Below are 24,834 nucleotides of genomic sequence, written 5' to 3' on the forward strand. Positions count from 1 at the left end.
AAAATACTAATAAATTTATACGTGCTCAGTATCATGAAGAAAAACGTTTTTATTTCAGGTAAAACATGAGACAGATTCATAAATATTTGCTGTTTTAGTAAAACATTTAGGAAGGGATAGTGAAAAAATACTTCAAAGCCATTTTAGACGTCTGGATTTCCAAATCGGTTTGTTGGAGTTGCAGTAATTTCATATAAAACGTGAGTAATATTCACTACTTAACCCTACTTTTGAGAACAACCCCGTACTTTATTGTTGTTATACTCGGTTCCCTAAACCAACAAAGCAGACAAATACAATGAATGAATTAATCGTGCTTATTATTGCTTGCGCCATACTTGGTGGCGGGGTAGGCTTTTTAGCTGGGCTCTTAGGAATTGGTGGAGGCCTAGTTATTGTGCCCATATTAAGCATGATCTTGCTGCACTTTCAGGTGTTACCTGCTGAGCAAGTTGTGCTGGTGGCGATTGCTACATCGCTTGCCTCAATTCTTTTTACTTCAACGTCATCAGCTATCGCTCACCACAAAAATGGTAATGTGCCTTGGCAATTGGCTCCGTGGGTGATGACTGGGGTTGCACTAGGCGCTCTTATCAGTGGCTTTTTGGCTTCGCTATTACCTGCAAATGTGGTGCGAATTGTGTTTGCTGTGAGTGTAGTGCTTATTGCATTAAAAATGATTTTCAGTAGTAAAAATGACAGCCAATCAACACGAATGCTACCCAATAAAGGCCTTTTGACACTTTATACAACCATCACGGGTGGTCTATCAGCCATGATAGGTATTGGCGGTGGTGCGGTACTTGTGCCGTTACTAACATTTTTCTCGGTCGATATGAAAAAAGCCATTGGTTGTGCTTCGGCCTGCGGTATTGTCATTGCGCTATTTGGCTCAGTGGGTTACATCAGTTCAGGCAGTCAGTACTTTACATTAAAAGAGGGCTTTGCCGGTTTTGTTTATTTACCGGCCTTGTTTGGTATTGTTTGTACTTCGTGGTTTACCGCACCATTAGGTGCAAAAGCAACGCATCATTTGCCTGTGTCTACCATCAAGAAAATCTTTGCAGGGCTTTTGGTTATTATGGCTGTGAATATGCTTACTAAATAGTGTTAACTATTAAATCTACTTTGCGATTTATTTAAAGTTAGGAGTGCTTTTTAAACCAACACTCAAAAAACTCTATAAACGCTTTCACTTGCCGAGGTTGGAATTGCCTGCTTGGATATATCACCTGTAGGCCGACACTTTTTTTATCGCTGTGGCTAAAGCCTCGAACATACTCATCTAGTATCAAATTAAGGTCGCCTGTTTTGAGGTCATTTTTGATATCAATGTATGATTTTAAGGCTATGCCATGGCCTTGATTTGCCCAGCGTCTTACCACCTCACCGTCTGAGCATGAAAGGTGGGGAGCTACTTTAATAGAAAAGTGCGTGTTATCTACCTCAAAATGCCAGTCATTTAGCGGTTGCCCAAGTCGCTCAAGTACAAGGCAACGATGATTTTTTAAATCTTCGGGATGCCTTGGCAAGCCAAACGATTCTATATAGCTAGGTGAGGCGCAAAGCACACGGCGGTTATTACATAGCGGGCGGCTAATCAAGTTACTATCAGGCAAATTGCCGAATCTAAATGCCAGATCAATACCTTCCTCAACAATATTGGCAACCCCATCTGTCAGTACTAAATGCGGTTTAACATTTGGGTGGTTATTGATGAATTCTGCTAATGCGGGTGCAACAAACTGGCGACCAAAGTCAGATGTTGCAGAGAGTTTCAGCTGGCCTCTTAGGCTTTGTTGCGACTCTTGAAGTATGTTTTCTGTGTTTTCGACTTCTGCTAATACTCTTAAACAGCCACTATAAAAACGTTCACCTGCATCTGTTAAGGCAATACTGCGCGTATTACGCGTTAACAATCGCGTATCGTAATTTTGCTCAATTTTATTAATTCGTGCTGTCATGCTTGCAGGCGAAAGCCCCAATTTTCTTCCCGCAGCGGCTAAACCTCCCGCTTTTACAACGTGAACAAAAAGTGCCATATCATCAATTTTTGACATTATTCTTCAGTTTTAATGAATACTTATTTAACTCTAAGGCTAATTATCAATTTAGTCAAAATAGTTAAACTCATTTCATCACTTGAAGGAGATAGAAATGCAGCTTAATCACGCTCTGCTTTTAGCAACGAATATCCAGCACATGGCTCAGTTTTTAGAGTCGTCGTTAGGCCTTAAAAAGGGGCCAAGGCCAGCATTTGGTTTTGATGGTGTTTGGTTATATGACGACTTGGATACGCCATGCATTCATATAGCAGCTAAGTTTGGGGTAAATGAATCGCAGTCTAATTACTTAACCCAAGCTTCGGTATCAACAGAAGCAGTTGGCTTATCAACGGTTGACCACCTTGCTTTCTTTGCAACTGATTATCATGAAGTTAAAGCACGGCTAGAAGCAACTTCAATACCATTCGTTGAGCGGGAAGTGCCGGCAGCGAATGAGCATCAAGTGTTTATTCAAGGGCCTGATGGCTTAAAAATAGAAATTTTATTTACACGCAGCGAGCTTATTTAAAAGGTATACATATGAAAAATAGAATATTTAATACAGACCAAATTGGTCATCATAAAACCGCAAATAAAATAGTGATGGCTCCAATGACCCGTTCACGTACGGCTCAACCAGACGATATTCCGACAAGTCTAATGGCAGAATATTATGCGCAACGAGCCAGTGCGGGTTTTATAGTATCAGAGGCGACGCAAATTTCTGCACAAGGAAAGGGCTACTCATTTACCCCCGGGATTTATACTGAAGAGCAAATCAATGGATGGCGCAAAGTAACGCAGGCTGTTCATCAGCAAAATGGACTCATTTTTTCTCAGTTATGGCATGTTGGCAGAATGTCGCATAGTGTCTTTCATCCAGACGGCTTGCCGGTTGCGCCAAGTGCTATTGCTCCCAATGCGCAAGTGTGGGTGGTTGATGAAAATGGCGAAGGCCAAATGCTTGATTGTCCTACACCACGTGAATTATCGACCAATGAAATTAAGGGCATTGTTGAAGACTATAAACAAGCTGCTTTGAATGCGATTGCAGCAGGGTTTGATGGCGTTGAGGTACATGCAGGCAATGGCTATTTAATCGATCAATTTCTAAGACAAACATCAAACAAACGTACCGATGAATACGGCGGTAATATTGAAAATAGAGCAAAGTTCGCGCTGCAAATCATTACCGCAATTAGCCAAGCTATCGGCCCAGAAAAAACGGCTATTCGATTAGCTCCTTTTATTACACAAAGAGGCATGGATGATCCGCAAGCAATCGATGCCATTTTATATCTAGCTAAAAAGTTTGATGAACTTGGCATTGCTTATGTGCATTTAGCGGAAGCTGATTGGGATGATGCTCCCCTCGTAACAGATGAGTTTAGAGTTAAATTACGTGAAAGCTTTGGTGGCAAAATAGTGGTTGCAGGAAATTACACATTAGCAAAGGCCGATAAACTAATAGGTGAAGGCTTAGTTGACTATGTTGCATTTGGCAGAAAGTTTATTGCAAACCCTGATTTACCTTATCGTTTAGAGCACAATTTACCTTTGAATGAAATATCAGATCCTACTACTTTATTTGGTGGTGATGAGCGAGGTTACATAGACTACCCAGTATATCAGGGAAATAAATGATGAAATTTTTAAAGCCAATTTTAATTGCGTCGGTGTTTGTTCTAAGCTCCTTAGGTGTAGCTCAAGCTAAGGAGGCAACATCTGTATTTTGGCCTGATGATGCTCAACTTGTGATCTCAATTTCGATGCAGTTTGAGGCAACAGCGCAAGACCAATCAGATCCAGGCCCGTTTCCACCGCAAGAGCTGGGTTATCCAGACACTATTTCACCCTCTTGGTACCAGTACGGCATGAATGAAGGCATACCTAGGCTGCTAGATTTATGGGATAAGCATCATATTAAAGTAACCTCACACATGGTTGGCCGAGCGGTTGAATTAAACCCTGAGTTAGCAAAAGAGGTCGTGCGGCGCGGGCATGAAGCATCAGGGCACGGACAAACATGGACCCCTCAATACTCTATGAGTGAAGAGCAAGAGCGACAGTCATACATAAAAAGTGCAAATATCATTGAAAAAGTAACAGGGCAGCGACCTGTGGGGTTTAATGCTTTTTGGATGAGGCATTCAAAAAATACACTCAAAATCCTTAAAGAATTAGGTTTTATTTATCATATAGACGATTTATCTCGTGATGAGCCATCGCTAACACCTGTTGGAAGTGACGACATTGTTGTTGTTCCATACACTTTTCGAAACAACGATATAGTTCGATACACTGGCAGCACAGCCATGACTGGTAAGGCGTATTTACAAGAGCTTAAAGACGAGTTTGATGTGCTCTACAAGGAAGGCAAACAACGCAGAAGAATGATGTCTATCAGTGCTCACGATAGATTAGCGGGCACTCCCGCTAGAGTGAAAGCGTTGGATGACTTTATAACCTATGCAAAGCAGCACAAGGGGGTTAAGTTTATGCGTAAAGATGACATAGCAAAATGGATTTTACGCCAAGACAATGTGCCAAAAAACTCACCTCGAACTTTTGAAGAGAATTTGTTATGAAATACACACTAACCTTTATTGCATTACTTTTATCTGGCTGTGCCTCACAGCAGCAAAAGGGTGAATTTGAGGATGTAGTAATCGCAGATCATCACTGCCCAGGGGAAATAGATCGAAGCTATAACACCACGATTTATAGCTCAGACGAACCAGAAAAAATTGGCAAAACTGAAGTCACTACACATTGCACTCCAGTTAAAACAGAAACTGAATTTGAAAGAGACTTAAGGGAGCATCAGTAACTTCTTAAAACGCCTCAAAATATGTTTGCTAAGGCTGCAATTATGCTTACTAAATAGTGTTAACGTATTAATTCGACAACACGAAAGCCGTTTGTTAATGTCAGTTAAGCAGTATTTAGGCTGCTTAACTGCCTTTTTTCGAAAGCTGTATGCGCTAATTAAGGACTATTTTTTAAGGAAAATGTTATGGAACGTTGGTGCTTTCAAGCGAGTAAAAAAACACTAAGCTCTTTATTCGTTGCTCTATCACTAATGGCTTTGCCAGTGACTGCTGAGCCTACAAAACCTCTCGAAACTCACCATGCTTTAATGGGCCAAGTTCTCAATGCAAACCAACAAGCTCCCCTTACAGGTTTTGCACTTCATGTGCTTGTTGATGATGGACATGCTTTTTCAACGGTAAAGCAAAGTAAAGAAAATGCGCCGCAAGTTATCAACCCAAATAGTTTATTTAGAATTGCCAGTGTGACCAAAACCTTTACTGCGGCAACGGTGTTACGTTTGCACGAGGAAGGAAAACTAAGCCTTGATACAACGCTCGATAAGTTAATTTCTGACGACTTTTTTGCGCTTCTTGAAAGCGATGGTTATGCCCTAGATAAAATGACGCTTAAGCAAGTGCTGAGTCATACGGCAGGGCTATACGATCACGCCCAAAGCGATCAGTATTTAGCTGGCATAATGGCACATCCGCAGCAAGATATTACGATGCGCGAGCAAATTAAAGGGTGTGTAGAGTGGGGCGACCCAATTGGTAAACCTGGTGAGCGTTTTTCATATTCAGATACCGGTTATGTGTTACTCGGCCATATTATTGAAAGAGTGACAGATTTACCGCTACCTGAAGCGGTTCGCCAATACTTAAGTTTCGATAAAAATCATATCGAAAATGTGGTCTGGGAACGGGGGGATTCGGTTGCTGTGGATGAGTCTCGACGCGTACATCAATACTTGCATGGCACCGATACTTTTAATTGGAGCCCAACTGTCGATTTATATGGTGGCGGTGGGCTTGTTGCCAGCCCAATCGGTATGGCTAAATTTTATCAGGCTTTATTTTCAGGTAAGGTCTTCAAACATCCAGAAACGCTCAAACTCATGCTATCGGTTAAAGGCTTACCAGCAGATAGCCCTTACCGTTTAGGTGTATTTGCAAAAGAATATAACGGCACCTTGGTTTATCAACATGGTGGCTTTTGGGGCACTTTGGTGATGTATGAGCCAACAACGCAGGTGGTGGTCGCAGGGGCTGTTACTCAGCAAAAAGACTACGCCCAGCTTGAAAAAGTAATGAGTGACTATTTAATTTTACAAGCAAAATCAGCACTCTAAACACGCCAAAATCTAAACTGGCGCACAGATGCGCCAGATTCTTCCTTTAGCTCAACTTTAGCTAAGTTATTATAGAAAATAAATGACTTGCGTACTTCATATAACAAAAATATTATATAACTAAATTGTTATGGAGTAAGTCGTGAAAGTTCTCTTTTTATGTACAGAAAATTCAGCCCGTTCAATTATGGCTGAGGCGCTGCTTAAACATCATGGTAAAGGTGAGTTTGAGGTGTTTAGTGCGGGTACTGAACCTTATGCGGTAGACCCTCGTACGCTTGCGGCGATTGAGCATTTTGGTTTAAAAACCGATGACTTACACTCAAAGCACTTAAACGATGTAACTAACCTGAATTTTGATTACGTCATTACCTTATGTGATGACGCTGCCAAAGAATGCGCCAATCGCGTCGATGGCAGCCATTGCCTTGCATGGGATTTTATCGATCCTAAAACGCGTCCTGAACCTCACGCCTTTGAAAAAACCTTGCAAGAGCTCAATGAGCGAATCAAACAGTTTGTGCAATCCCATAACAAAGAAAAACCAGTATCGATTTCGCCAACCATATTTTATAAAGCCCTTGCAGATGATATTCGTTTAAAAAGCTTATTGCTTATCGCCGTTGAGCAAGAGGTTTGCGTATGCGAACTAATGACGGCACTTAACGAGCAGAGCCAACCAAAGGTTTCAAGGCATTTAGCGCAACTTAAAAAACAGGGCATTTTGTCGGATAGAAAACACCAGCAATGGGTGTTTTACTCTTTAAACCCGACCTTACCAATGTGGATGAAACAAACAATTACCTCGACCGTGGTAAACGAACCAAATTTCATAGAAAACGAGTTAGCAAGGCTAAATGCGATGGGCGATGATCGCCCAACCCGTGTTGCTCGTTGCTGCAATTAAGGACTGAAAATGGGTGTTTTTGAACGATATTTATCTGTATGGGTTGCTGCTGCTATCGCCATCGGTGTGACGCTTGGGGTGATGTTTCCGCCTTTATTTGAGCTAATTGCCAAAGCCGAAGTGGCGCATGTAAACATTGTTGTTGCACTGTTTATTTGGGTAATGATCTACCCGATGATGGTGCAAGTTGATTTTTCAACAATCAAAGAAGTCGGTAAAAACCCTAAAGGGCTGATGCTCACTTTAATCATTAACTGGCTTATCAAACCGTTTTCAATGGCCGCATTAGGTTGGCTATTTTTTGAAGGGTTATTTGCTGATTTCGTTAGCCCTGAAACTGCGCAAGAATATATTGCTGGGATGATTTTGCTTGGTGTTGCACCTTGTACGGCAATGGTGTTTGTGTGGTCACAACTGACCAAAGGCGATGCAAATTACACCTTAGTGCAAGTGTCTGTGAACGACATCATTATGATTTTTGCTTTTGCACCTATTGCGGGGTTATTGCTGGGTGTATCTGATATTCATGTGCCTTGGCTTACACTGATGATTTCGGTTGTGCTGTATGTATTGCTACCACTCATTGCCGGGGTATTAACACGAAAAGCTCTTAATAATTCAGCACAAAATGAGGCTGCTGTGCAGTCATTTTTAGAGAAAATTAAACCTTACTCAGTTATTGGTTTACTGGCCACAGTGGTCTTGCTATTTGGGTTTCAGGCGAACACGATTTTAGCCCAACCGCTTAACATTGTACTGATTGCCATTCCGCTTGTTTTGCAAACCTACGGTATTTTTGCAATCACCTATTTCATTGCGTTAAAGCTTAGGCTTAAGCACAACATTGCAGGGCCTGCATGTTTAATTGGTACTTCTAACTTTTTTGAGTTAGCGGTCGCAGTGGCTATTTCATTATTTGGTTTGCACTCGGGTGCAGCATTAGCAACCGTTGTTGGGGTGTTGGTCGAAGTACCTGTGATGCTGTCGTTGGTTGCAATCGTTAATAAAACAACACATTGGTTTAAAGAGTAATTGGGGAATCATAATGCAATCACATCCATTTGATATTTTACAGCTAGAAACTGGGGCATTTATTTTTACCCCTTGCCCTGGCACAAAAGGCGTTGGTTTATCGCAGTCTGTAGCAGATTTAAAAGCGGCAGGTGCAAAAGCCATTATTACTCTAATGTACGATGAAGAGCTTATTAAAAATGGCGCGCAGCAGCTTGCAATCGAATGTGAGCAAGCCTGTCTTAGCTGGTTTCAATTACCTATTGTTGATGATGACGCGCCAAGCGAAGCGTTTAGTCTCGCTTTCAACAAACACCTTAACGAGATTCTTGCCATCATAAAAAGCGGTGGTAGCGTGGCTGTGCACTGTAAAGGCGGCTCAGGCCGTACAGGCTTAGTTATTGGTTTATTAATGCATGAGCTTGGCTATGCTAAAAACGACATAGTTAATCAAGTGCAGGCTATTCGCCCTAAATCGTTGCATAACCAAGTACAACGTTCATTTTTCGACAATTTTCAAAAAGTAGGAGCTTAACAATGGCAATTAAAGTAGGCATTAATGGTTTTGGCCGTATGGGTCGTTTATCACTAAGAGCAGCGTTTGCATGGGACGACGTTGAGTTTGTGCAAATTAATGACCCTGCGGGTGATGCAGCAACACTCGCTCACTTACTAAAGTATGATTCGGTACACGGAATTTGGCCTCATGAGGTTGAAAGTAGCGATAACGCTGTGATCATCGATGGTCAGGTGATTAACGTTACGCAAAACAAAGCGATTGCAGACACTGATTGGTCTGGTTGCGATATTGTCATTGAAGCCTCTGGTGTGATGAAAAAAACCGAGTTACTGCAAGCTTATCTTGATCAAGGTGTGAAGAAAGTTGTTGTCACTGCCCCTGTAAAAGAAGACGGTGTGCTGAACGTTGTAATGGGTGTAAATGATGATTTATACGATGTACAGCAGCACGATATTGTGACTGCTGCATCATGCACTACCAACTGTTTAGCGCCTGTGGTTAAAGTTCTGCAAGAAAAAATTGGTATCAAACATGGTTCAATGACCACTATTCACGATATCACTAATACGCAAACTATCTTAGATGCGCCCCATAAAGATTTACGCCGTGCTCGCGCATGCGGCATGAGCTTAATTCCAACTACAACGGGCTCTGCAACAGCGATTACACATATTTTCCCTGAACTTAAAGGCAAATTAAACGGCCACGCGGTTCGTGTGCCGTTAGCAAATGCATCAATCACCGACTGTGTGTTTGAAGTTGAAAAGCCAACCACCGCTGAGCAAATTAACCAATGGATGCAAGAAGCCGCAGAGGGCCAGCTAAAAGGCATTTTGGGCTATGAAGAAAAGCCACTTGTTTCTATTGATTACAAAACCGATCCACGCTCAAGCATTGTTGATGCGCTATCAACCATGGTTGTGAACGAGACTCAAGTTAAGCTGTATGTTTGGTACGATAACGAATGGGGTTACGCAAACCGCACCGCTGAACTTGCCCGTAAAGTTGCGCGATCACTACAAGGTTAAAAGCAATGACGCGTTTTGCTAATCTTCCCGCAGATATAAAGCAGTACTTAATTGTCACCGGGAATTACTGGGCATTTACGCTAACAGATGGCGCATTGAGAATGTTGGTGGTACTGCATTTTCATGCGCTTGGCTACTCGCCTTTGAGTATTGCCATGCTGTTTTTGTTTTATGAGATTTTTGGTGTTGTCACTAACTTAGTGGGCGGCTATTTAGGCGCAAGGCTTGGTTTAAACAAGACCATGAACATTGGCCTTGCCATACAGGTTGCAGCCTTGTTCATGCTGGCAGTCCCTCCTGAATGGCTGAGTGTTGCCTATGTGATGCTGGCGCAAGCGCTGTCGGGCATTGCAAAAGATCTCAATAAAATGAGCGCTAAAAGCTCAATTAAAATGCTGGTTGCTAGTGGCCAAGAAGGCACCTTGTTTAAATGGGTAGCGATACTAACAGGCTCTAAAAACGCCTTAAAAGGTGTGGGCTTCTTTTTAGGTGGCTTACTACTGACATTAATGTCGTTTAAAGGCGCAATGCTAACCATGGCTGCCACTTTGCTGGTGGTGTGGTGTTTTAGTATTTATGCACTTAAAAATGATTTAGGCAAAGCTAAAAACAAACCTAAGTTTAACGAGATATTTTCAAAAAGTAGTTCAATCAATATCTTGTCAGCCGCGAGGTTGTTTTTGTTTGGTGCGCGTGATGTTTGGTTTGTAGTTGCACTTCCGGTGTTTTTATCGCAAGCCTTTGATTGGGACCACTGGACCGTGGGGGCCTTCTTAGCTAGTTGGGTCATTGGCTATGGGGCTGTGCAATCTTTTGCTCCTAAAATCATTAAGCTCAATAAGCAAACATCACCAAGTGCAGAAACAGTTAAGTGGGCATCACTGCTTGCTTTAGTCACCTTAGCCATTACCTTTGCTATTGGCTTTGAGTGGGCTGTAAAACCAATGCTGATAGGCGGGTTGATGTTATTTGGCGTGCTATTCGCGATTAACTCATCTTTGCACAGCTACTTAATTGTTAGTATGGCTGATGCCGATGGCGTATCACTCGATGTCGGGTTTTATTATATGGCCAATGCCATGGGACGCTTAATTGGTACTGTGTTGTCGGGCTTAGTGTTTCAACTTTATGGCTTAGCTGCCTGTTTAGCTATCTCACTGTTATTTATTGTAATTACCGCCCTTATATCGACTAAATTGCCAAAACAAATTTAGTTAAATCTAAACACGCCATATAAAGGTAAGCATACTTTCTTGCTTACCTTATTTTCTTAAATTATTTTGCAAAAATATTTGACCTGTCTATAGCTTTACACTTCATACTTATTGTATTCAAAAGCCTTATAGGCCTATTTCATCATGTATTTAATTTCAGAGTTAGCAGCAAAACTTGGTTTGTCGCGCACGGCTGTGTTGTATTACGAGAAGCTTAAAATCATTCAAGGGCGCCGGCTTGCAAATGGTTATCGCTATTACAGCGAGGCTGATTTACAACGCTTGGTTTTGATCCAGCAGTTACAAAGCGCGGGGTTAACCTTAAAAGAATGTCAAAGCTGTTTAGATGTAGAGCTAGATAAAGCTATTTTGCAACAGCGCTTAGCACAACTTGAAGGTGAAATTACCGCTAAGTTACAAGCCAAAGATTTGTTACTTAGTTTGCTTGGCGAACGCTCTCAAAAACACTTACATGATGAGCTGAATAAGCGTGCGCCAAGTGCGCATTTAAATTGGTTGTTAAAGCAAGGGTACACAGAAAAAGAGGCATTGCGGCTTCGTTGGTTATCAAAAGATATGAGTGACCATGAAAGCTACATGCACGATTTCATGACTGTGTTTGAGCCATTAGAGCGATGGGGGCCTGGTAGTGAAGAAGCCACAGTAAAAGCCATTGCTGCTGTTCCTAACAATGCCAAACAAATTTTAGAAATTGGCTGTGGTAAAGGCTCATCAACATTATTAATAGCCAAGCAAACTGATGCCAAGATCACGGCTTTAGATAATGAGTCATCGGCACTTGCTTATTTACAGGAGCGATTGCACAAAGAGCAATTGGCTGAGCGTGTGTCTTTGACGTGCGCATCGATGACTGCACTGCCTTTTAAAGCAAATTCATTCGATGTTATTTGGGCTGAAGGGTGCGTGTATGTCATGGGGATGCAAAATGCATTATCAAGCTGGAAACCGTTTCTTCGCCGTGATGGGGTAATTGTGGTCAGTGATTTAGTTTGGCTTAACAGCCAGCCTGAAATGGCGGTTAAAGAATATTGGCAAGCGAATTACCCAGATATGCAATCAATCGAAAGCCGCATAGCCTTATTTGATGAGCTTGGATATGAGCTTATAGAGCAGTTTTCGCTTGATCAGCAAGCTTGGCAAAACTATTGGCAACCACTCAAGGCGCGTCTTGCTGAGTTAGCGCCATCGATAAGTGAGTCTCAAGCTGTAAAAGACATACAAACAGAAATTGCTCTTTACGAAAATGAGACTGGGCAAAACTTTACTTATCACTATTTTATTTTAAAACTTAAGGAGTCTAAGTGAATTTTTCAATTTACGAACAGAGCCAAAAAAGCGACATTATTGCGCTATACTTGGCAACATTCAGTGCATCAGAGTCAAAACAAGAAGGCGAGGAAGTAGCCCGTTTAGTCACTGACTTTTTAGCTGAGCCATATCCATCAACTGATTTATATGTGTTTGTCGCGACAGATAAGCAACGGATCGTGGGCGCTATTGTGCTGTCGCGTTTACAGTTTGCGCACGCTAAAGAGGTGTTTTTACTCTCACCTGTTGCAGTGGCAACGGATTGTCAGGGACAAGGCATAGGACAAAAGCTGATCCAATTTGGCTGTGATAAGTTAGCTGAACAAAATGTCAGCCTAGTGATGACCTATGGCGATATCAACTTTTATGGAAAAGTCGGTTTTTCCGTTGTGAGTGAAGAAATTATTCAAGCTCCTCATAACTTATCTTACCCAAAAGGCTGGCTGGCTAAACCGGTTTTAGATGACGAAATTTTGCCAATTACTGGTAAGCCAAGTTGCCTAAAACCACTCGATAACCCTGCGCTTTGGTAAACATAATGCAAGCACCTTCACTGATAGAATTAGGCATGCGACCTTTCTTTCAACAACAGTTGAGTTTAGATGAGCTAGAAAACGGCTACTTAGGGCGTGTTGTTGAGCATCACAAAGCAGAGGTCGTATTGCTTGGCGAGCAAGGCTCGGTGCGGTTTGCTTTAACACCGAGTCTTGAACAAATTTGCGTAGGTGATTGGGTGGTATTTGATGAGTCGCGTATTTTACGGGTACTAGAAAGAGCTTCAATCATTAAGCGTAAGGCTGCAGGCTCTAAACACGAGTTTCAATTAATCGCGGCGAATATTGATACCGTGTTTATTGTTACATCGCTTAATGATGACTTTAGTTTAAATCGGATAGAGCGATATTTAGCCTTGGTTAAAAATGCCCAAATAGAGCCTGTGGTGGTGTTAACTAAAGCTGATACTTGCCCGGACGTTGAAAAGCACTGCCAGCAAGTACAAAACCTAGATTCTCTTTTGAGTGTCATTGCTATTAATGCGTTAAAAGAAGAGGGCTGTGATTTACTTACACCTTATTGCCGAAAGGGACAAACAATCGCATTTATGGGCTCATCTGGAGTGGGCAAGTCGACCATTGTTAATGCATTACTTGGTTCCGATGAATTAAAAACAGCAGGTATTCGTGAACAAGATAGCAAAGGCCGTCATACAACAACCTTTAGATCGATTAAAAGATTGCCTAATGGTGCGTTATTGATGGACACACCGGGCATGCGAGAATTGCAATTAAGTGACTCAAAGCAAGGTATTGAACGTGCATTTGAAGATGTTGAGCTACTCGCAAGTAGCTGTCGATTTAAAGATTGCCAACACCAAACAGAGCCGGACTGCGCTGTTATTAAAGCAATTGAAATGGGCTCATTATCAACAAGACGCTTAGAAAATTACCGTAAGTTGTTAGCTGAAAATGAGCACAACAATGCCACCATGGCTGAAAAGCGCGCCAAGCAGCGCGCGTTTTCAAAAATGGTTAATACTGTTCAAAAGCAAAATAGGTCAATTAAAAGCTCTCTTATTGATCAATGAGAGAGTACATAACAATGCTCCTAACTTGGACAAACTTATTTTAGATACAAGCAGGGAAGCTTGAATAGATCATAAAGACGCTGCGGTGATAGCTGATATTCTGAGATAGCAACTGCTTGGTGAACAAACTTAATTCTGTTGCGAATCTCAAACCTAAAAATTTAGTTACCTTCAGGCTTGAAAAGCTCTTCGAGCATTGGCTGTGGGTTGTTTAAAAACGCCTTTGTAATTTGGTAATGCTCAGTATCCTCATAATTTATCTGTTCAATGCCTTGTGCTCCCACTTGGTAGATCCTTGCACCTGGGTACGCCATTAAAATCGGTGAGTGTGTGGCAATAATGAACTGAGAGTTTTGTTCAATTAGTTGAAACATGCGACTTAAAACAGCCAACTGCCTAGAAGGAGAAAGTGCGGCCTCAGGCTCATCTAAAATGTAAAGCCCATTGCCAATGAAGCGGTTTACCATAAGCGCTAAAAAGGATTCGCCATGTGATTGGTGATGTAGGGATGTACCACCATAGGCATCTATCAGCTTAGGTCCTCCAGAAAACCCCGAATCTAAGTCATCAATATTTGATGCAACGTTATAGAAGCTTTCAGCTCGCAAGAAAAAACCATCTTTGTATCTCTTAAACGATTTTGAGAGTAGTAAGTACTTATGAAGTTCTGAATGCGAGTGTTGAGTTTGAAAGTTAAAGTTTTTAGAACCACCTTCGGCGTTAAAACCTAAGCCGATAGCAATTGCTTCTAAAAGAGTCGATTTCCCAGAACCATTTTCACCTACAAATATTGTGACATGTTTCGAAAAGTCTATTTCAAAGAGCTGATTAACCGCAGGAATAGAGAATGGATATGTATCAAAAGAGAAAACCTGCTCTCGTTTGAGTTTTATTTTTTGTAGATACGGTAATGCGTCCATACACAATACTCCTAATAAAGACGAACTAGACCCAATAATAGGCTCTGGTAGCTTACTAAGTTTCTAACTTGCCATTATGGAAATCACGCAAAATAACGATGTGTATAATCGTTATGCGTGGTTTGAGCAAAGACAATACCCGACACTTTCAGATGAAAAGCTGAGTATCGCGAACAATTTGTTTGATCAATGGCTTTTGCAAATAAAGCTAAATGGTACATTATATCCAAAGCACTGAGTACCCAAAGAATTAATAACCCAAAGCAAGGATGGTAATGATGTTTGAACCAAACTATGCAAGTTACACTCTTGATGAGTTATTAGATTGCAAAGCAAATATAGATTCACAAGCATGGCCTGATCGCCTAAAAGACATCGGAAATGCACTCAGTGTTTATGCCAGCCAATCTGCTGAGCACGCAAAACAGTACAAACAAGCAGTTTTTAATGCGTATTGTGAAACGTTACGCCACGATCTAACCATCAGTATCGACGATAATATTCTGTGGTTTTTAAGACCGTTTTCTAAGCAAGCTGAAGATATTACCCCAAGCACTTTTATTGGCGAAGTTTGCCCACTTTGCAAAGCAAAGCTTAACGCAACCACATGGGCTGCTGGCTGGCAGTTGAGCTGCGATCATTGTGAAGTAACGGGGATTGTTGTTGAAAAGTTTGGCTATTAAAAAAGTTAGCTTATTGAAATTGCTGCGTAATTATTCGCAGCAATATATAACAATTTTATAATGTTATCAGGCTTTTTTAACAAACTTAGCGGTAACCATCATTTCACCAACGCCATCAACTTTACAGTCTAATTCGTGGTCTTTTTTATCTAACACGCGGCGGATCACGGCTTTGGTGCCAATTTTAATTACTTGTGAGCTGCCTTTAATTTTTAGGTCTTTCGCAACAGTCACTTTATCGCCATCAGCTAATAAAGTGCCGTTAGCATCTTTCACATTGATCACATCATCGGTATCAACCGCATTAGGATCCCACTCATGAGCGCATTCTGGGCATACTAAATTGTTTTGATCTTCATACACGTATTCAGAGTTACATTGTGGGCAAGGAGGAAAAGACATAAATGGCACCATGGTTGATTTTAAAAGGGTATTTTAATGGCTAAGAGTAAACTATGCGAGCCCCAAGTTGAACAAGAGATCGCATCGTTTATTTAGTATCCATCATGCTATCAGTAAAAATTTGATAGCCATTACGACCCAGCTCTTTTGCTTTATACATCGCTTTGTCGGCTTGTTTTTGCAAAGTTTCAGCTGATATGTCATGCATCGGGTCATAAAATGAAATACCAATGCTCGCTGATACGCATAGCATGTCGTCTTGGTATTTTACCGGATTTAAAATTTCAGCGTTTAATCGTTCAATTAAGGTTAAACAAGCTTCTTGCTCTGTGAGATTGCCAATCACAGCAACAAACTCATCACCGCCAATTCGTGCTAGGGTGTCTTGTTTACGAAGTATTGTGCTCATACGAGCGGCTAAGGTCACTAAAAGGTGATCGCCAGCTTGATGACCATAACTGTCATTAACCGGTTTAAATTTATCTAGGTCTATAAATACGCAAGCAACTACGTTGTTGTTGCGTTTTGCCAATTCAATTGCCTGGGCTAATCTATCGGCAAGTAACATACGATTGGGTAACCCAGTCAAGGTATCGAAAAATGCTGCTTTTTCTAAATGTTGGCGCTGTTTGGCTTGCTGTGTTACATCAGAAAATACCGAAACATAGTTGCGAACTTGTGCACTTTCGTCTTTTACGGCTGTGATTGTGAGTGACTCAGCGAAGAACTCACCGTCTTTTCTGCGGTTCCAAATTTCTCCTTGCCAATAGCCTTTATCATCTAGTTGTTGCCACATAGACTCATAAAACTCATTCGGCTGGGTGTTAGAACTTAATATATTTGGGTTTTGACCTAGTAACTCATCTTTTTTATAGCCTGTGATATCAGCAACGGCTTGGTTTATTCGAACGATGGCAGCATCTTCATCAGTAATAATAATACCTTCGCGCAGGTTTTCGATTATCTTGTCAGCAAGGTTTAACTCCCAGCTGTTTTTTAAAAGTTTGTTTGCTTGATGCTTTACTTCATTTTCTAGTGAGCGCACGGCGAGTTTTACAGCAAAATAAATAAGTATTTCTAGCAAGAGAAAACCAATAATTCCGTAAGCAATGTTGTAAGCCATGGATTCGTTGAAGGCATTTATTTGCTCATCAATATTGCGCCAAAGCACGATGTTACCAATATCAGGCTGACCTGGATCTTTGTGCCCGAGATAATCGCGTACAGGAATATAGGTAATCGCATAATGCTTACCGGCTATTTCACTTTGCTTTACAGTTGTTTGGTTATATACAGTTTCGCTGGCTATTGAGGTAATAAAGTCGGTTGCATTATCTCTTGAAATAGCTTCTAAATAGCAGTTGCATTGATTCAGTTTGCTGCCAAAACGTTTTGCTTTGGCATCTTCCCAAAGTAAGTTATCGATATGTTCAGCTGTAAATAATACCGCAATACCTAAATCAAACTCATTGTCGAGCGTATCGAGCAGTGAATCAAATGAGGTGCCGACTTCTAATGAGCCTACATGAATACGCTGTTGATTAATTTTATCGGTGAAATAGACGGGTACTACACCGCGTATACCGGAGTAAATTCGACCCGTTTCTAACCCCGAAAGAGCGTGTTTATCGCGATTAGCATCAACAATAATATGTCGAATATCATGCATGGTGTCGCCATATTTTTTATCATTGTGCACTCGTAAAAAGCTAGTAGATCCAGGCCCTAGATGAAAATGTAGCTGGCGGGCTGAAAAGCTATTTTGTACTTCTTGCCAAGCAGGTGCGACTTTATTGAATAGCTGTTTGCGAATTGCGGCGGCACGCTCTTTTCCTTTGCCTCCACCCTCTTGTTCAATAGCTTGCTTACCTTGATAAAAGAGTTCTGCAACTTCAGGATCGTTTGCTACAAAGGTCGCAATGGCAAGCATTGTTTCCTGCTCTTGCGACATTAATAATTGATAACTTGATTCGAGGTTTTCGCCTTGGTTTATTAGATTTTTGTTGAGCGTTTCTTTTTCTAGTGTGTAGTTAAGCAAAATGTAACAAATATCGATGATTAAAATCGCAACACTTAATGCTAAAAATACTTTGCTTTTAAAGGTTAACTTCATTGGATTACTGCTTTCTTGTTCTTTTATTGTTTTGAAGTACTATTTTACTTTTCAGTGGTTTCGAGCGTTTTGGTAATAGAGAATATCCCTCTTAGATCACCAAGCCGATAGCCTGTGGCTAAATCATTTGGGTAATGTTCGCTAAGCGCTTGCTTTACTTCTGGCGCAATTGTTTGGCCATGACAATTGAGGCAAACTGGCGCGACTTTTATCGCTTTAGCAAAGCGAAATTGACCATCTTTATTGGTTGAAAAAGTCACATTGTCGATGCTCTCTGTGTTTCTGATCATATCGAGCAACTGGGCGATTTTTTCAGCTTCCCATTCATCGGGTTGATTATTTGGATTACGGTTTTTAGTGCTTTTACGTGCTACCGTCCAACCATCAGTTGATAAGCTATCGCTAATAGCCGGGGCTTGCATTTTGCACACGTTAATTCCTTCAACTAAACCGCCTTGTTTTATTGCAGCTCCCAATGCTGATTTAAGCGTAGTGGCAAATTCAGTTGCTCGCTCCGCTGCTTGAGTTTCTAGAGTCGCTGATTTTGTTTCGGCATAAAGACTAGGTGAAAGTAACACAGTACAAATCACAATTGTTCTGAAGGAAAACATAGTAAAACCTTATATTAGATATATCTAATATAGTAGTTTGTTTTTACTCTACATGCCAATTTAACCTGCAAAAAATAACGATTCTTTGCACAAAGCCTGCTGGAGTGTTGTTGCTAAATTGGTTAAGGTGAAGAAAATATCTTGAGAACAAATAAAATGAAAAAACTAATTTATATCGCCGCTTTGTTATTCTCTGCCCTGACATTTGCAGGTACCGCTCCATACAGTGGAGAGATAAGTCGTGATGACTTACTTAAAGACTACTCTGCGTTTAGTGAAGAGTACGATGAATACTCACCGAGCAAAGAAGAGTTAAGCACTATAAAAGCACTGCAAGGTAAGCAGGTTTTGGTGTTCTTGGGCACTTGGTGTCATGACTCAAAACGTGAAGTGCCTCGATTTTTGAAGCTTCTCGATACTGCAAAGGTGCAGTTAGGCTCACTTAAACTAGTGGCCGTTGGCTACGACAAGCTAGACCCTGCAGGGTTAGCAAAACAGTATGACTTAATGTATACGCCAACCATTATAGTCCTTGATGGTGAAAAAGAGCTTTCCCGTATGATCGAAAAGCCAAAACAAAGCTTGGCAGTGGACCTTACGCAACCGGGTCAAACGCTATAAAATCATCAATAGATAAGGGCATTGATATTAAGTAACCTTGAATATAATCAATACCTTTATCACTCACCAACTGCCATTGCTCTGAGCTTTCGACCCCTTCTGCAGTAATCGTTAAGTCTAGTTGATGGGCTAAATCACTCATCGTTTGTAAAAATAAACCATCTCGTGGGTTATCCACGCAGTTACAAATAAAGGCACGGTCAATCTTAACGTTATCTAGCGGAAACTGCTGAATCGACGACAGTGATGAATAACCCGTTCCAAAGTCATCAAGTGATAAATTAAAACCTGCTAATTTAAGTTCATGCATTAGGTTTATGGCGTACTGGGTATTTTGAAATAGGGCGGATTCGGTGATCTCAAGATTAATTTTTTGATTAGCCGGAAATAGCTTAGCTTTTTCTTTACTGAGTCGTTTAACTAAATGCACATCAGAGAACTGCTTACGCGACAGGTTGATCGACACTTTAATACGAATATTGTTATCAACCATGCGGTGGCAATCTTCAGCAACCTTAGCAACAATCCAACGTGATAATAAATTAATGAGCTCTGATTGCTCAGCGATGGCAATAAACTCCACCGGTGACACAAAGCCTCGAACAGGGTGTTGCCAACGAACCAGAGCTTCACAGCCAATCAGTGTACCATCTAGAGTGTTTACAATTGGCTGATACACCATACTTAGCTGTTCGTTGGCCGCAAGCGCATGGCGTAGATCACTTTCGAGGTTACTTTGTGCAATAAGCTTATCTTTTAGAGATTGGCTATAAACTGTGAACGGTTTTTGTGTGCGAGGGCATTCATTCATCGCAATGAGGGCTGTGTTGATTTGCTCAGCCGCATCGATGTTTTGTAAATGCGGATAGCCCACGCCAATGTATAAGTGGTAAAAATGAGCGCTACCAGCGGTTTCAATAATACCGCCGACCTGATGCTGTAATCTATCTAATAGGGCGGCGAGTTTTTCATCAAAAATGGCTTCTTTTAGTAATATTAAAAAACAGCCAGGTTTTATATGCGCGCAAAACGCTTGATGTAAGTCAGAAAATTCAATTAGCCGGTTAGCTAGCGTTGTCTGTAGTTCATTTAAGTAATCTTGACCGTAAATATCTTCTAATTGACGATAGCCTTTGATCTCGGCACACAATAAAGTAAGGCCGCTACTGTATTGGTCTTCAGGGCATAAACTAGCGATATATTTTTCGCTGTAATGGCGATTGGCAAGGCCGGTGACCGAGTCAAAATGTGCTTGCTGGTAAAGCTCATGTTGGCGTTGTTTTTCAGCACTGATGTCTTTAATCGTACCAACCAAGGTGTTGGTTTTAGGGTTCCATTCAGCGTGTTCATGAAACCAGCGTTTTTCTCCATTGAGTTTAATCGTGTATTCAATTTCAGTCGGGCTACTAGGCTTAGTATGAATAAAATTTAAAAACGAATTTTTATAAAAGCTATCGATTTTTTTACAGACATCAGTAATTGATTGCGCTTTGCTTTGTTCTTTGAATAGCGATTTAGCTTGTGATGATAATTGCCTAATGCTTTTATCAGGCGACAGATGCCAACTGCCTACGCCACTGAGTGACTGAGCTTGTTTTAATTCAAGTGCCTGTTCAGACAGCTCTAAGGTTTGCTTTTGCACAAGTTTTTCGAGGTTTTGCTCATGCTCACGTAACCGACAAGTAATCGTAATCAAATAGCAGCTAACCGATGAAAGTAACAGAGCTATGAGTAGTAATACTAAAAATTCAACATGAGCTCGATAAGCAAACTCGTCTTTAATACCCACAACCCAATGTTGATTTTCAACATCGAGGTTGTAAGTTGACCAGTGGCTTTGCTCAAAACCGTTGTTATTTAAAAGCGGCGCGTAGCTATTCGCTGTTTTTTGCCAAACCTCATAGAGGTGAGGGTGTGAAGTAGTCTCAGGGCTCAAATTTGCTATAAATTCTGGAAAACGCAGCACCGCGATTGCAAACCCCCAAAACTCATTTTGATCAAAAATTGGTAATCGAGCGACTAAGCCTTGACCACCTTGAGCCAACTCTTTAGGTCCATCGATTTGCATTTTTTGAGTATCAATGGCTGTTTGTAATGACTTTTCAATACTTTGCATCTTGAATAAGTCGACACCAATCACACTCTCGTGACTGGTTAGCGGGTAGCTGTATTGAATAACCCCTTTTGGTGCAAGTTGAATAGTTTGGCTACCATCACTATGAGTTAATATCTCAGTGGCAAGGGTTTCGAATTCAGTTTGTGTGTATGTAAAGTCACGCATCGCGGCGCGAACAAGGTAAGGACCAAGGAGTGCGCTATCAAGTGCTTTTTCAAGGTTACTGCTGTAACTGTTAAGTGCTGCATTTTGCTCAATTTCATGCATTTCTTGTCTATCGTAAAACACTTTTAGTGCGATCGCCGAAAATAAACAGAAACTGAGAAAAAAAGAAGTAAATAACAACGAAAAATATGTAATATTACGCAATGGCGTCTCTGAATTAAGTGGGTATTTAAGTACTAAGCTTGCTTTTAAAAATACTAGTTTAGGGTTAGCTGGTTGTCTAGCAAATATCTAGAATTTTAGTTGAATTTTTAGCAAGTTAAAAAAATAATTGTACCTAAATACAATGAATTGCAAGCACAAGTAAGATTAAACACTATGTACCAAGCCGTTATAAAAGCGATAGATGCAGCGAATGCTGTCGACCCAAATCGTGTAAAACAAGATGATCAAGAGCTAGCAAAAGAGTCTTTATATGCAATGCGTATGACCGATATGCTAAACCGTTTCAACCCACAAGCCGATGAGTTGATGCATATTGCTGCGCGAGGCCAACATATTGAGCGTTGGCGCTCTCCTCGCAGTGATTTTCCTATGGGTAAGCAAGGTTATTATCAATGGCGTACTGCTTTATATGACTTTCATGCCGAGCGTGTAACAGCCCTTATGAAAACGGCGGGTTACGCACCGGAAGAATGTGAGCGTGTATATGCAGCCGTTGCTAAAAAGAACATAAAACGAAACCCTGATAGCCAATTGATAGAAGACATTGCAAGCCTTGTGTTTATTGAGCATTACATGCTTGATTTTGCAAGTAGTAAGCCTGACTACGATGAGCAAAAATGGTTGGGTATTATTTGTAAAACATGGCAAAAAATGTCAAATGAAGCACATGACTTTGTATTAGCTGGTAACATCAGCTTACCTGAGCCGCTTAAACCGTTAATTACAAAAGCGCTAAATTAATTATAAAAACAAGGATGGTCTATGTTTTGCCCGCGTACTAAAACAGCCCTTGAAGCAGTGAGCATTGGCGACGTTAACGTGTATTTATCAAAATCTGGTGGCGTATTTTTTGATAACCGACAAATATTTCACTTTAGCGATCCAAGTTTAAAACCCGCGCAAGTGCTGGTGGCTCATTTACAAACCCTGCCAACAGAATGTGTTGATTTAGCAAAGCGAATTAATTGCCCGAATTGCCCTGACGTGGTGATGATGCGACGCTTTTTTACGCCACTAAAAGTGGTTGAAATAGATGAATGTCCAAATTGTGCAGCTATTTGGCTTGATCATGGTGAGCTTGAAAAGATCCATGAAAATCATTTAACGCCAAAAGAACGTGAAATGCTGCGTATTGATATGGCCAATAATCATGGTTTTATTCAAGTTAAGATCCCGAATAGGCGTTATTCTGTTCATGCTGAAAAGCCTGAGCCTAAAGCAACGTCATCATTAGAAAAACTAGCAGAACTTGCGTATTTATCGATTTTGAATGACTGATAATTTATATAAAACACCTGACGCTGAACTTACTCGTGGATCTGTCTATCTTTCGAAACTTTAAGATTTAAAACTGTTTACAGAGTTGTGATTTATAGGCGATGGCATACACTTTAAACCTAACGAAATAAATTGATCGGTAACCTATGCTAATAACAATAATATTGGTTTCAGTGTGGGCGCTGTTAATGCTTTATGCTGCGAGCGCTGAATATAAATACTATCAATCGGTTAAAACTTTAGAGCCGGAACTGTGGCAACAGCTAGGTGCACCGCGATTTTTAAAAGTACCTATGGTGTTTGTATCTAAAAAGGGTTTAGCACTTTTAAATTCCACAGAGAACGAAACTGTGCGAGCGAATGCAAAAAAACATCGCCAAGCTGGGATTTTGTTTCTTTCCTATGTGGGGTTGGTGCTGGTATCGGCAATCGTATTTTTTAAACTTGCTTAAAAAGAAGCCTGTACCAACTAAGATACAGGCTTTATTAGTTATTAAGTGTTAAAGTTTAACCAGCATTTTTCCTTTATTTTTACCTTCGAACAGGCCAAGAAATGCATCAACGGCATTTTCGATGCCATGGTAAACCGTTTCTTCAGATTTAATTTTACCTTCGCCGATCCACGCGCCCATTTGCTCAATAAACTCAGGGAACTGATCAAAGTAATCAATCACAATAAAGCCTTGCATGGTGAGCTTTTTATCTTGCTTTAAATCGTTAAAAATTACTGGTTCTTTATTTTTATTTCGGTTCTTTTGTTTGTTTTTTTAATGATTTTTTTGATGGTCTTTATTGCTGGTGTAAGGTTATTAAAGTTTTAAATGGTTTTACAAAAGGAATTGCTGTGAATATAAGTCATAACAGGGTTGTTTTATATTTTATTCTCATATTCGCTATTTTGTTTATTTATACATCGCTAGTAGTTATGTTAAATGATATTGAACAAAAAGAGCCTGAAATAAAACAGCTAAACTCTCAGTCTTATCATGAGTCTAGTCTAATTCTAAGTTTGCTTTCGCAACTAAACTCGGCTGAGTTGAGCCCAAATAACGACCGCGCATCACCTAACCCGAACATTACTGAATTCGACAATATACCCATTGCAATTTTAAAAAATAATAAAGCTGACTTATTAAAAACGTTAGGACTATTGTTTGATACAGACAACGGCCTTGCCTTGTCGCCTGAGCTTGAGCAGCTTGCCAACATTTATGGCTACCAAATTAGTGGCAGTACCGACAACCCCATAATTAGCGCTAAATAATTATTAAAATATAAGGTCAATAGTGTGAAAAAATTAGTGGTGTTTATGAGCGTGTTACTGGCCTGTTTTTTTACCACAGGTTGTGATTTTTTATTTGATGAAGCGCATGGTTATCGCGGGCCCATAGTTGTGACAATTAAAACAGAAGATGGCTCAGTGCCAGAGTTCCCTTTTTTAATAGAGTCGGGCTATTCAGAGTCGTGTGGTCATAGTAGTTGCGGTATTGAATTTGGTTATAAATATTTTAAAGCAGCCTATGCGAATGAGCAAATCACCTTCCCGCGGGAGCGGTTAGATTTATTACAACCTAATGCCTATGCATCGATTGAGTTTACTGTGACCCATCCTAATTATCACCAAGGCGCGTTTCCACGAGGTTTTGCGCCTACCGATGCTGATGACCCCATTTATGTTACGTTTACTGTTAAGCCGTTTGCTGAACAAATGAACAAAGTGGCTGGCTGGGCGACTGGTTATAAACAAGAGATGCAAAAATTCATACCAGATAGCAGAGAATTTAAAGAAGCAGACATGATGTATCGCCAAGAGCGTTTTAATTTAGGACAGATGATTGCAAGGCATATCACGTTGACTAAAACGGTTTACTTACCCCATTTTTCAAAACGCATGCAACA

Annotated in this window: 28 protein-coding genes; 21 read left to right on the forward strand and 7 right to left on the reverse strand. The window is 40.7% G+C overall.

Going from position 1 to position 24,834, the window contains the following annotated elements; genetic code table 11:
- The first annotated feature begins 298 nt into the window (after positions 1-298).
- Positions 299-1,108, forward strand: a complete 810-nt coding sequence (locus AOG26_RS15125; protein WP_054563271.1) for a sulfite exporter TauE/SafE family protein — start codon at positions 299-301, stop codon at positions 1,106-1,108.
- Between the two features lie 37 nt (positions 1,109-1,145).
- Here the strand turns inward: AOG26_RS15125 and AOG26_RS15130 are convergent, their stop codons facing one another.
- Complete coding sequence (locus tag AOG26_RS15130) at positions 1,146-2,060, reverse strand: LysR family transcriptional regulator (protein WP_200907872.1); 915 nt, start codon at positions 2,058-2,060, stop codon at positions 1,146-1,148.
- 97 nt (positions 2,061-2,157) lie between these two features.
- Here AOG26_RS15130 and AOG26_RS15135 point away from each other — a divergent pair, with 97 nt between their 5' ends.
- The 13 genes from AOG26_RS15135 to rsgA all read left to right on the forward strand — a co-directional run bounded on the left by AOG26_RS15135 (position 2,158) and on the right by rsgA (position 13,801).
- On the forward strand, positions 2,158-2,574 hold the full coding sequence (locus tag AOG26_RS15135; protein WP_054563273.1) for a hypothetical protein: 417 nt from the start codon (positions 2,158-2,160) through the stop codon (positions 2,572-2,574).
- Positions 2,575-2,585: 11 nt separating this feature from the next.
- A complete protein-coding gene (locus tag AOG26_RS15140; RefSeq protein ID WP_054563274.1) occupies positions 2,586-3,689 on the forward strand; it encodes an alkene reductase in 1,104 nt (367 codons plus the stop codon).
- Entirely contained in the window at positions 3,686-4,633 is a 948-nt protein-coding gene (locus AOG26_RS15145; RefSeq protein WP_235575506.1) for a polysaccharide deacetylase family protein, read from the forward strand. The genes AOG26_RS15140 and AOG26_RS15145 overlap by 4 nt, the downstream gene beginning before the upstream one ends.
- Positions 4,630-4,875 carry a hypothetical protein gene (locus tag AOG26_RS15150; protein ID WP_054563275.1) on the forward strand — a complete coding sequence of 82 codons (246 nt, stop codon included), beginning with the start codon at positions 4,630-4,632 and terminating at the stop codon, positions 4,873-4,875. The genes AOG26_RS15145 and AOG26_RS15150 overlap by 4 nt, the downstream gene beginning before the upstream one ends.
- Before the next feature lie 186 nt (positions 4,876-5,061).
- Positions 5,062-6,207 carry a serine hydrolase domain-containing protein gene (locus AOG26_RS15155; protein WP_054563276.1) on the forward strand — a complete coding sequence of 382 codons (1,146 nt, stop codon included), beginning with the start codon at positions 5,062-5,064 and terminating at the stop codon, positions 6,205-6,207.
- A 142-nt stretch (positions 6,208-6,349) separates the two neighbouring features.
- Positions 6,350-7,114, forward strand: a complete 765-nt coding sequence (locus AOG26_RS15160) for a metalloregulator ArsR/SmtB family transcription factor (protein ID WP_054563277.1) — start codon at positions 6,350-6,352, stop codon at positions 7,112-7,114.
- 9 nt (positions 7,115-7,123) lie between these two features.
- Complete coding sequence (arsB, locus tag AOG26_RS15165) at positions 7,124-8,146, forward strand: ACR3 family arsenite efflux transporter (protein WP_054563278.1); 1,023 nt, start codon at positions 7,124-7,126, stop codon at positions 8,144-8,146.
- 13 nt (positions 8,147-8,159) lie between these two features.
- Positions 8,160-8,660: a phosphatase domain-containing putative toxin gene (locus AOG26_RS15170; protein WP_054563279.1), complete on the forward strand. Its 501-nt coding sequence runs from the start codon at positions 8,160-8,162 to the stop codon at positions 8,658-8,660.
- A 2-nt stretch (positions 8,661-8,662) separates the two neighbouring features.
- Positions 8,663-9,673, forward strand: coding sequence for an ArsJ-associated glyceraldehyde-3-phosphate dehydrogenase (locus AOG26_RS15175; RefSeq protein ID WP_054563280.1), 1,011 nt, complete (start codon positions 8,663-8,665; stop codon positions 9,671-9,673).
- A 5-nt stretch (positions 9,674-9,678) separates the two neighbouring features.
- The gene (arsJ, locus tag AOG26_RS15180; RefSeq protein WP_054563281.1) at positions 9,679-10,887 is read left to right on the forward strand and encodes an organoarsenical effux MFS transporter ArsJ; all 1,209 of its coding nucleotides are present in this window, start codon (positions 9,679-9,681) and stop codon (positions 10,885-10,887) included.
- A gap of 144 nt (positions 10,888-11,031) precedes the next feature.
- A complete protein-coding gene (locus AOG26_RS15185; protein WP_054563282.1) occupies positions 11,032-12,213 on the forward strand; it encodes a MerR family transcriptional regulator in 1,182 nt (393 codons plus the stop codon).
- Positions 12,210-12,749: a GNAT family N-acetyltransferase gene (locus AOG26_RS15190; protein ID WP_054563283.1), complete on the forward strand. Its 540-nt coding sequence runs from the start codon at positions 12,210-12,212 to the stop codon at positions 12,747-12,749. Before AOG26_RS15185 ends, AOG26_RS15190 begins: the two co-directional genes overlap by 4 nt.
- A gap of 5 nt (positions 12,750-12,754) precedes the next feature.
- On the forward strand, positions 12,755-13,801 hold the full coding sequence (rsgA, locus tag AOG26_RS15195; RefSeq protein WP_054563284.1) for a ribosome small subunit-dependent GTPase A: 1,047 nt from the start codon (positions 12,755-12,757) through the stop codon (positions 13,799-13,801).
- A 161-nt stretch (positions 13,802-13,962) separates the two neighbouring features.
- On the opposite strand, the gene AOG26_RS15200 is transcribed toward rsgA, so the two are convergent.
- Positions 13,963-14,721, reverse strand: a complete 759-nt coding sequence (locus AOG26_RS15200; protein WP_054563285.1) for an AAA family ATPase — start codon at positions 14,719-14,721, stop codon at positions 13,963-13,965.
- A 275-nt stretch (positions 14,722-14,996) separates the two neighbouring features.
- On the opposite strand from AOG26_RS15200, the gene AOG26_RS15205 reads away from it, so the two are divergent.
- Positions 14,997-15,404 (forward strand): hypothetical protein, encoded by a 408-nt coding sequence (locus AOG26_RS15205; protein WP_152966978.1) that lies wholly within the window; start codon positions 14,997-14,999, stop codon positions 15,402-15,404.
- Between the two features lie 66 nt (positions 15,405-15,470).
- Here AOG26_RS15205 and AOG26_RS15210 read toward each other — a convergent pair whose 3' ends face one another.
- The 3 genes from AOG26_RS15210 to AOG26_RS15220 form a co-directional block, all read right to left on the reverse strand.
- On the reverse strand, positions 15,471-15,806 hold the full coding sequence (locus AOG26_RS15210; RefSeq protein ID WP_054553514.1) for a zinc ribbon domain-containing protein YjdM: 336 nt from the start codon (positions 15,804-15,806) through the stop codon (positions 15,471-15,473).
- An 88-nt stretch (positions 15,807-15,894) separates the two neighbouring features.
- Positions 15,895-17,919: a diguanylate cyclase domain-containing protein gene (locus tag AOG26_RS15215; protein WP_054563287.1), complete on the reverse strand. Its 2,025-nt coding sequence runs from the start codon at positions 17,917-17,919 to the stop codon at positions 15,895-15,897.
- A gap of 44 nt (positions 17,920-17,963) precedes the next feature.
- Complete coding sequence (locus AOG26_RS15220; RefSeq protein ID WP_054563288.1) at positions 17,964-18,530, reverse strand: Tll0287-like domain-containing protein; 567 nt, start codon at positions 18,528-18,530, stop codon at positions 17,964-17,966.
- Between the two features lie 156 nt (positions 18,531-18,686).
- On the opposite strand from AOG26_RS15220, the gene AOG26_RS15225 reads away from it, so the two are divergent.
- Positions 18,687-19,151, forward strand: coding sequence for a TlpA family protein disulfide reductase (locus AOG26_RS15225; RefSeq protein WP_054563289.1), 465 nt, complete (start codon positions 18,687-18,689; stop codon positions 19,149-19,151).
- On the opposite strand, the gene AOG26_RS15230 is transcribed toward AOG26_RS15225, so the two are convergent.
- On the reverse strand, positions 19,126-21,555 hold the full coding sequence (locus AOG26_RS15230; RefSeq protein ID WP_152966979.1) for a bifunctional diguanylate cyclase/phosphodiesterase: 2,430 nt from the start codon (positions 21,553-21,555) through the stop codon (positions 19,126-19,128). The two genes, AOG26_RS15225 and AOG26_RS15230, sit on opposite strands and share 26 nt — an antisense overlap.
- A gap of 255 nt (positions 21,556-21,810) precedes the next feature.
- On the opposite strand from AOG26_RS15230, the gene AOG26_RS15235 reads away from it, so the two are divergent.
- From AOG26_RS15235 to AOG26_RS15245, 3 genes are all read left to right on the forward strand, one after another.
- Complete coding sequence (locus tag AOG26_RS15235) at positions 21,811-22,398, forward strand: DUF4202 domain-containing protein (protein WP_054563291.1); 588 nt, start codon at positions 21,811-21,813, stop codon at positions 22,396-22,398.
- A 21-nt stretch (positions 22,399-22,419) separates the two neighbouring features.
- Positions 22,420-22,935, forward strand: coding sequence for a TFIIB-type zinc ribbon-containing protein (locus tag AOG26_RS15240; protein ID WP_054563292.1), 516 nt, complete (start codon positions 22,420-22,422; stop codon positions 22,933-22,935).
- Positions 22,936-23,123: 188 nt separating this feature from the next.
- Complete coding sequence (locus AOG26_RS15245) at positions 23,124-23,387, forward strand: hypothetical protein (protein WP_054563293.1); 264 nt, start codon at positions 23,124-23,126, stop codon at positions 23,385-23,387.
- 48 nt (positions 23,388-23,435) lie between these two features.
- Here AOG26_RS15245 and AOG26_RS15250 read toward each other — a convergent pair whose 3' ends face one another.
- Complete coding sequence (locus tag AOG26_RS15250; protein ID WP_054563294.1) at positions 23,436-23,624, reverse strand: hypothetical protein; 189 nt, start codon at positions 23,622-23,624, stop codon at positions 23,436-23,438.
- 236 nt (positions 23,625-23,860) lie between these two features.
- Here AOG26_RS15250 and AOG26_RS15255 point away from each other — a divergent pair, with 236 nt between their 5' ends.
- Positions 23,861-24,199, forward strand: a complete 339-nt coding sequence (locus AOG26_RS15255) for a hypothetical protein (protein WP_054563295.1) — start codon at positions 23,861-23,863, stop codon at positions 24,197-24,199.
- Between the two features lie 24 nt (positions 24,200-24,223).
- A partial coding sequence (locus AOG26_RS15260) for a hypothetical protein (RefSeq protein WP_235575507.1) occupies positions 24,224-24,834 on the forward strand: 611 nt, incomplete at its 3' end.

This window comes from Pseudoalteromonas sp. UCD-33C (genome assembly GCF_001306895.1).
Lineage (GTDB): Bacteria > Pseudomonadota > Gammaproteobacteria > Enterobacterales > Alteromonadaceae > Pseudoalteromonas.

What these genes read in the sequence shown, in the direction of transcription:
- AOG26_RS15145 (WP_235575506.1), top strand. Translation starts at nt 3,686, where the DNA reads ATGATGAAATTTTTAAAGCCAATTTTAATTGCGTCGGTGTTTGTTCTA.
- AOG26_RS15130 (WP_200907872.1), bottom strand. Translation starts at nt 2,060, where the DNA reads ATGTCAAAAATTGATGATATGGCACTTTTTGTTCACGTTGTAAAAGCG.
- AOG26_RS15215 (WP_054563287.1), bottom strand. Translation starts at nt 17,919, where the DNA reads ATGAAGTTAACCTTTAAAAGCAAAGTATTTTTAGCATTAAGTGTTGCG.
- AOG26_RS15185 (WP_054563282.1), top strand. Translation starts at nt 11,032, where the DNA reads ATGTATTTAATTTCAGAGTTAGCAGCAAAACTTGGTTTGTCGCGCACG.
- AOG26_RS15125 (WP_054563271.1), top strand. Translation starts at nt 299, where the DNA reads ATGAATGAATTAATCGTGCTTATTATTGCTTGCGCCATACTTGGTGGC.
- AOG26_RS15155 (WP_054563276.1), top strand. Translation starts at nt 5,062, where the DNA reads ATGGAACGTTGGTGCTTTCAAGCGAGTAAAAAAACACTAAGCTCTTTA.
- AOG26_RS15240 (WP_054563292.1), top strand. Translation starts at nt 22,420, where the DNA reads ATGTTTTGCCCGCGTACTAAAACAGCCCTTGAAGCAGTGAGCATTGGC.
- AOG26_RS15140 (WP_054563274.1), top strand. Translation starts at nt 2,586, where the DNA reads ATGAAAAATAGAATATTTAATACAGACCAAATTGGTCATCATAAAACC.
- AOG26_RS15200 (WP_054563285.1), bottom strand. Translation starts at nt 14,721, where the DNA reads ATGGACGCATTACCGTATCTACAAAAAATAAAACTCAAACGAGAGCAG.
- AOG26_RS15175 (WP_054563280.1), top strand. Translation starts at nt 8,663, where the DNA reads ATGGCAATTAAAGTAGGCATTAATGGTTTTGGCCGTATGGGTCGTTTA.
- AOG26_RS15245 (WP_054563293.1), top strand. Translation starts at nt 23,124, where the DNA reads ATGCTTTATGCTGCGAGCGCTGAATATAAATACTATCAATCGGTTAAA.
- arsJ (WP_054563281.1), top strand. Translation starts at nt 9,679, where the DNA reads ATGACGCGTTTTGCTAATCTTCCCGCAGATATAAAGCAGTACTTAATT.
- AOG26_RS15210 (WP_054553514.1), bottom strand. Translation starts at nt 15,806, where the DNA reads ATGTCTTTTCCTCCTTGCCCACAATGTAACTCTGAATACGTGTATGAA.
- AOG26_RS15255 (WP_054563295.1), top strand. Translation starts at nt 23,861, where the DNA reads ATGTTAAATGATATTGAACAAAAAGAGCCTGAAATAAAACAGCTAAAC.
- rsgA (WP_054563284.1), top strand. Translation starts at nt 12,755, where the DNA reads ATGCAAGCACCTTCACTGATAGAATTAGGCATGCGACCTTTCTTTCAA.
- AOG26_RS15235 (WP_054563291.1), top strand. Translation starts at nt 21,811, where the DNA reads ATGTACCAAGCCGTTATAAAAGCGATAGATGCAGCGAATGCTGTCGAC.
- AOG26_RS15250 (WP_054563294.1), bottom strand. Translation starts at nt 23,624, where the DNA reads ATGCAAGGCTTTATTGTGATTGATTACTTTGATCAGTTCCCTGAGTTT.
- AOG26_RS15220 (WP_054563288.1), bottom strand. Translation starts at nt 18,530, where the DNA reads ATGTTTTCCTTCAGAACAATTGTGATTTGTACTGTGTTACTTTCACCT.
- AOG26_RS15135 (WP_054563273.1), top strand. Translation starts at nt 2,158, where the DNA reads ATGCAGCTTAATCACGCTCTGCTTTTAGCAACGAATATCCAGCACATG.
- AOG26_RS15205 (WP_152966978.1), top strand. Translation starts at nt 14,997, where the DNA reads ATGATGTTTGAACCAAACTATGCAAGTTACACTCTTGATGAGTTATTA.
- AOG26_RS15170 (WP_054563279.1), top strand. Translation starts at nt 8,160, where the DNA reads ATGCAATCACATCCATTTGATATTTTACAGCTAGAAACTGGGGCATTT.
- arsB (WP_054563278.1), top strand. Translation starts at nt 7,124, where the DNA reads ATGGGTGTTTTTGAACGATATTTATCTGTATGGGTTGCTGCTGCTATC.
- AOG26_RS15225 (WP_054563289.1), top strand. Translation starts at nt 18,687, where the DNA reads ATGAAAAAACTAATTTATATCGCCGCTTTGTTATTCTCTGCCCTGACA.
- AOG26_RS15150 (WP_054563275.1), top strand. Translation starts at nt 4,630, where the DNA reads ATGAAATACACACTAACCTTTATTGCATTACTTTTATCTGGCTGTGCC.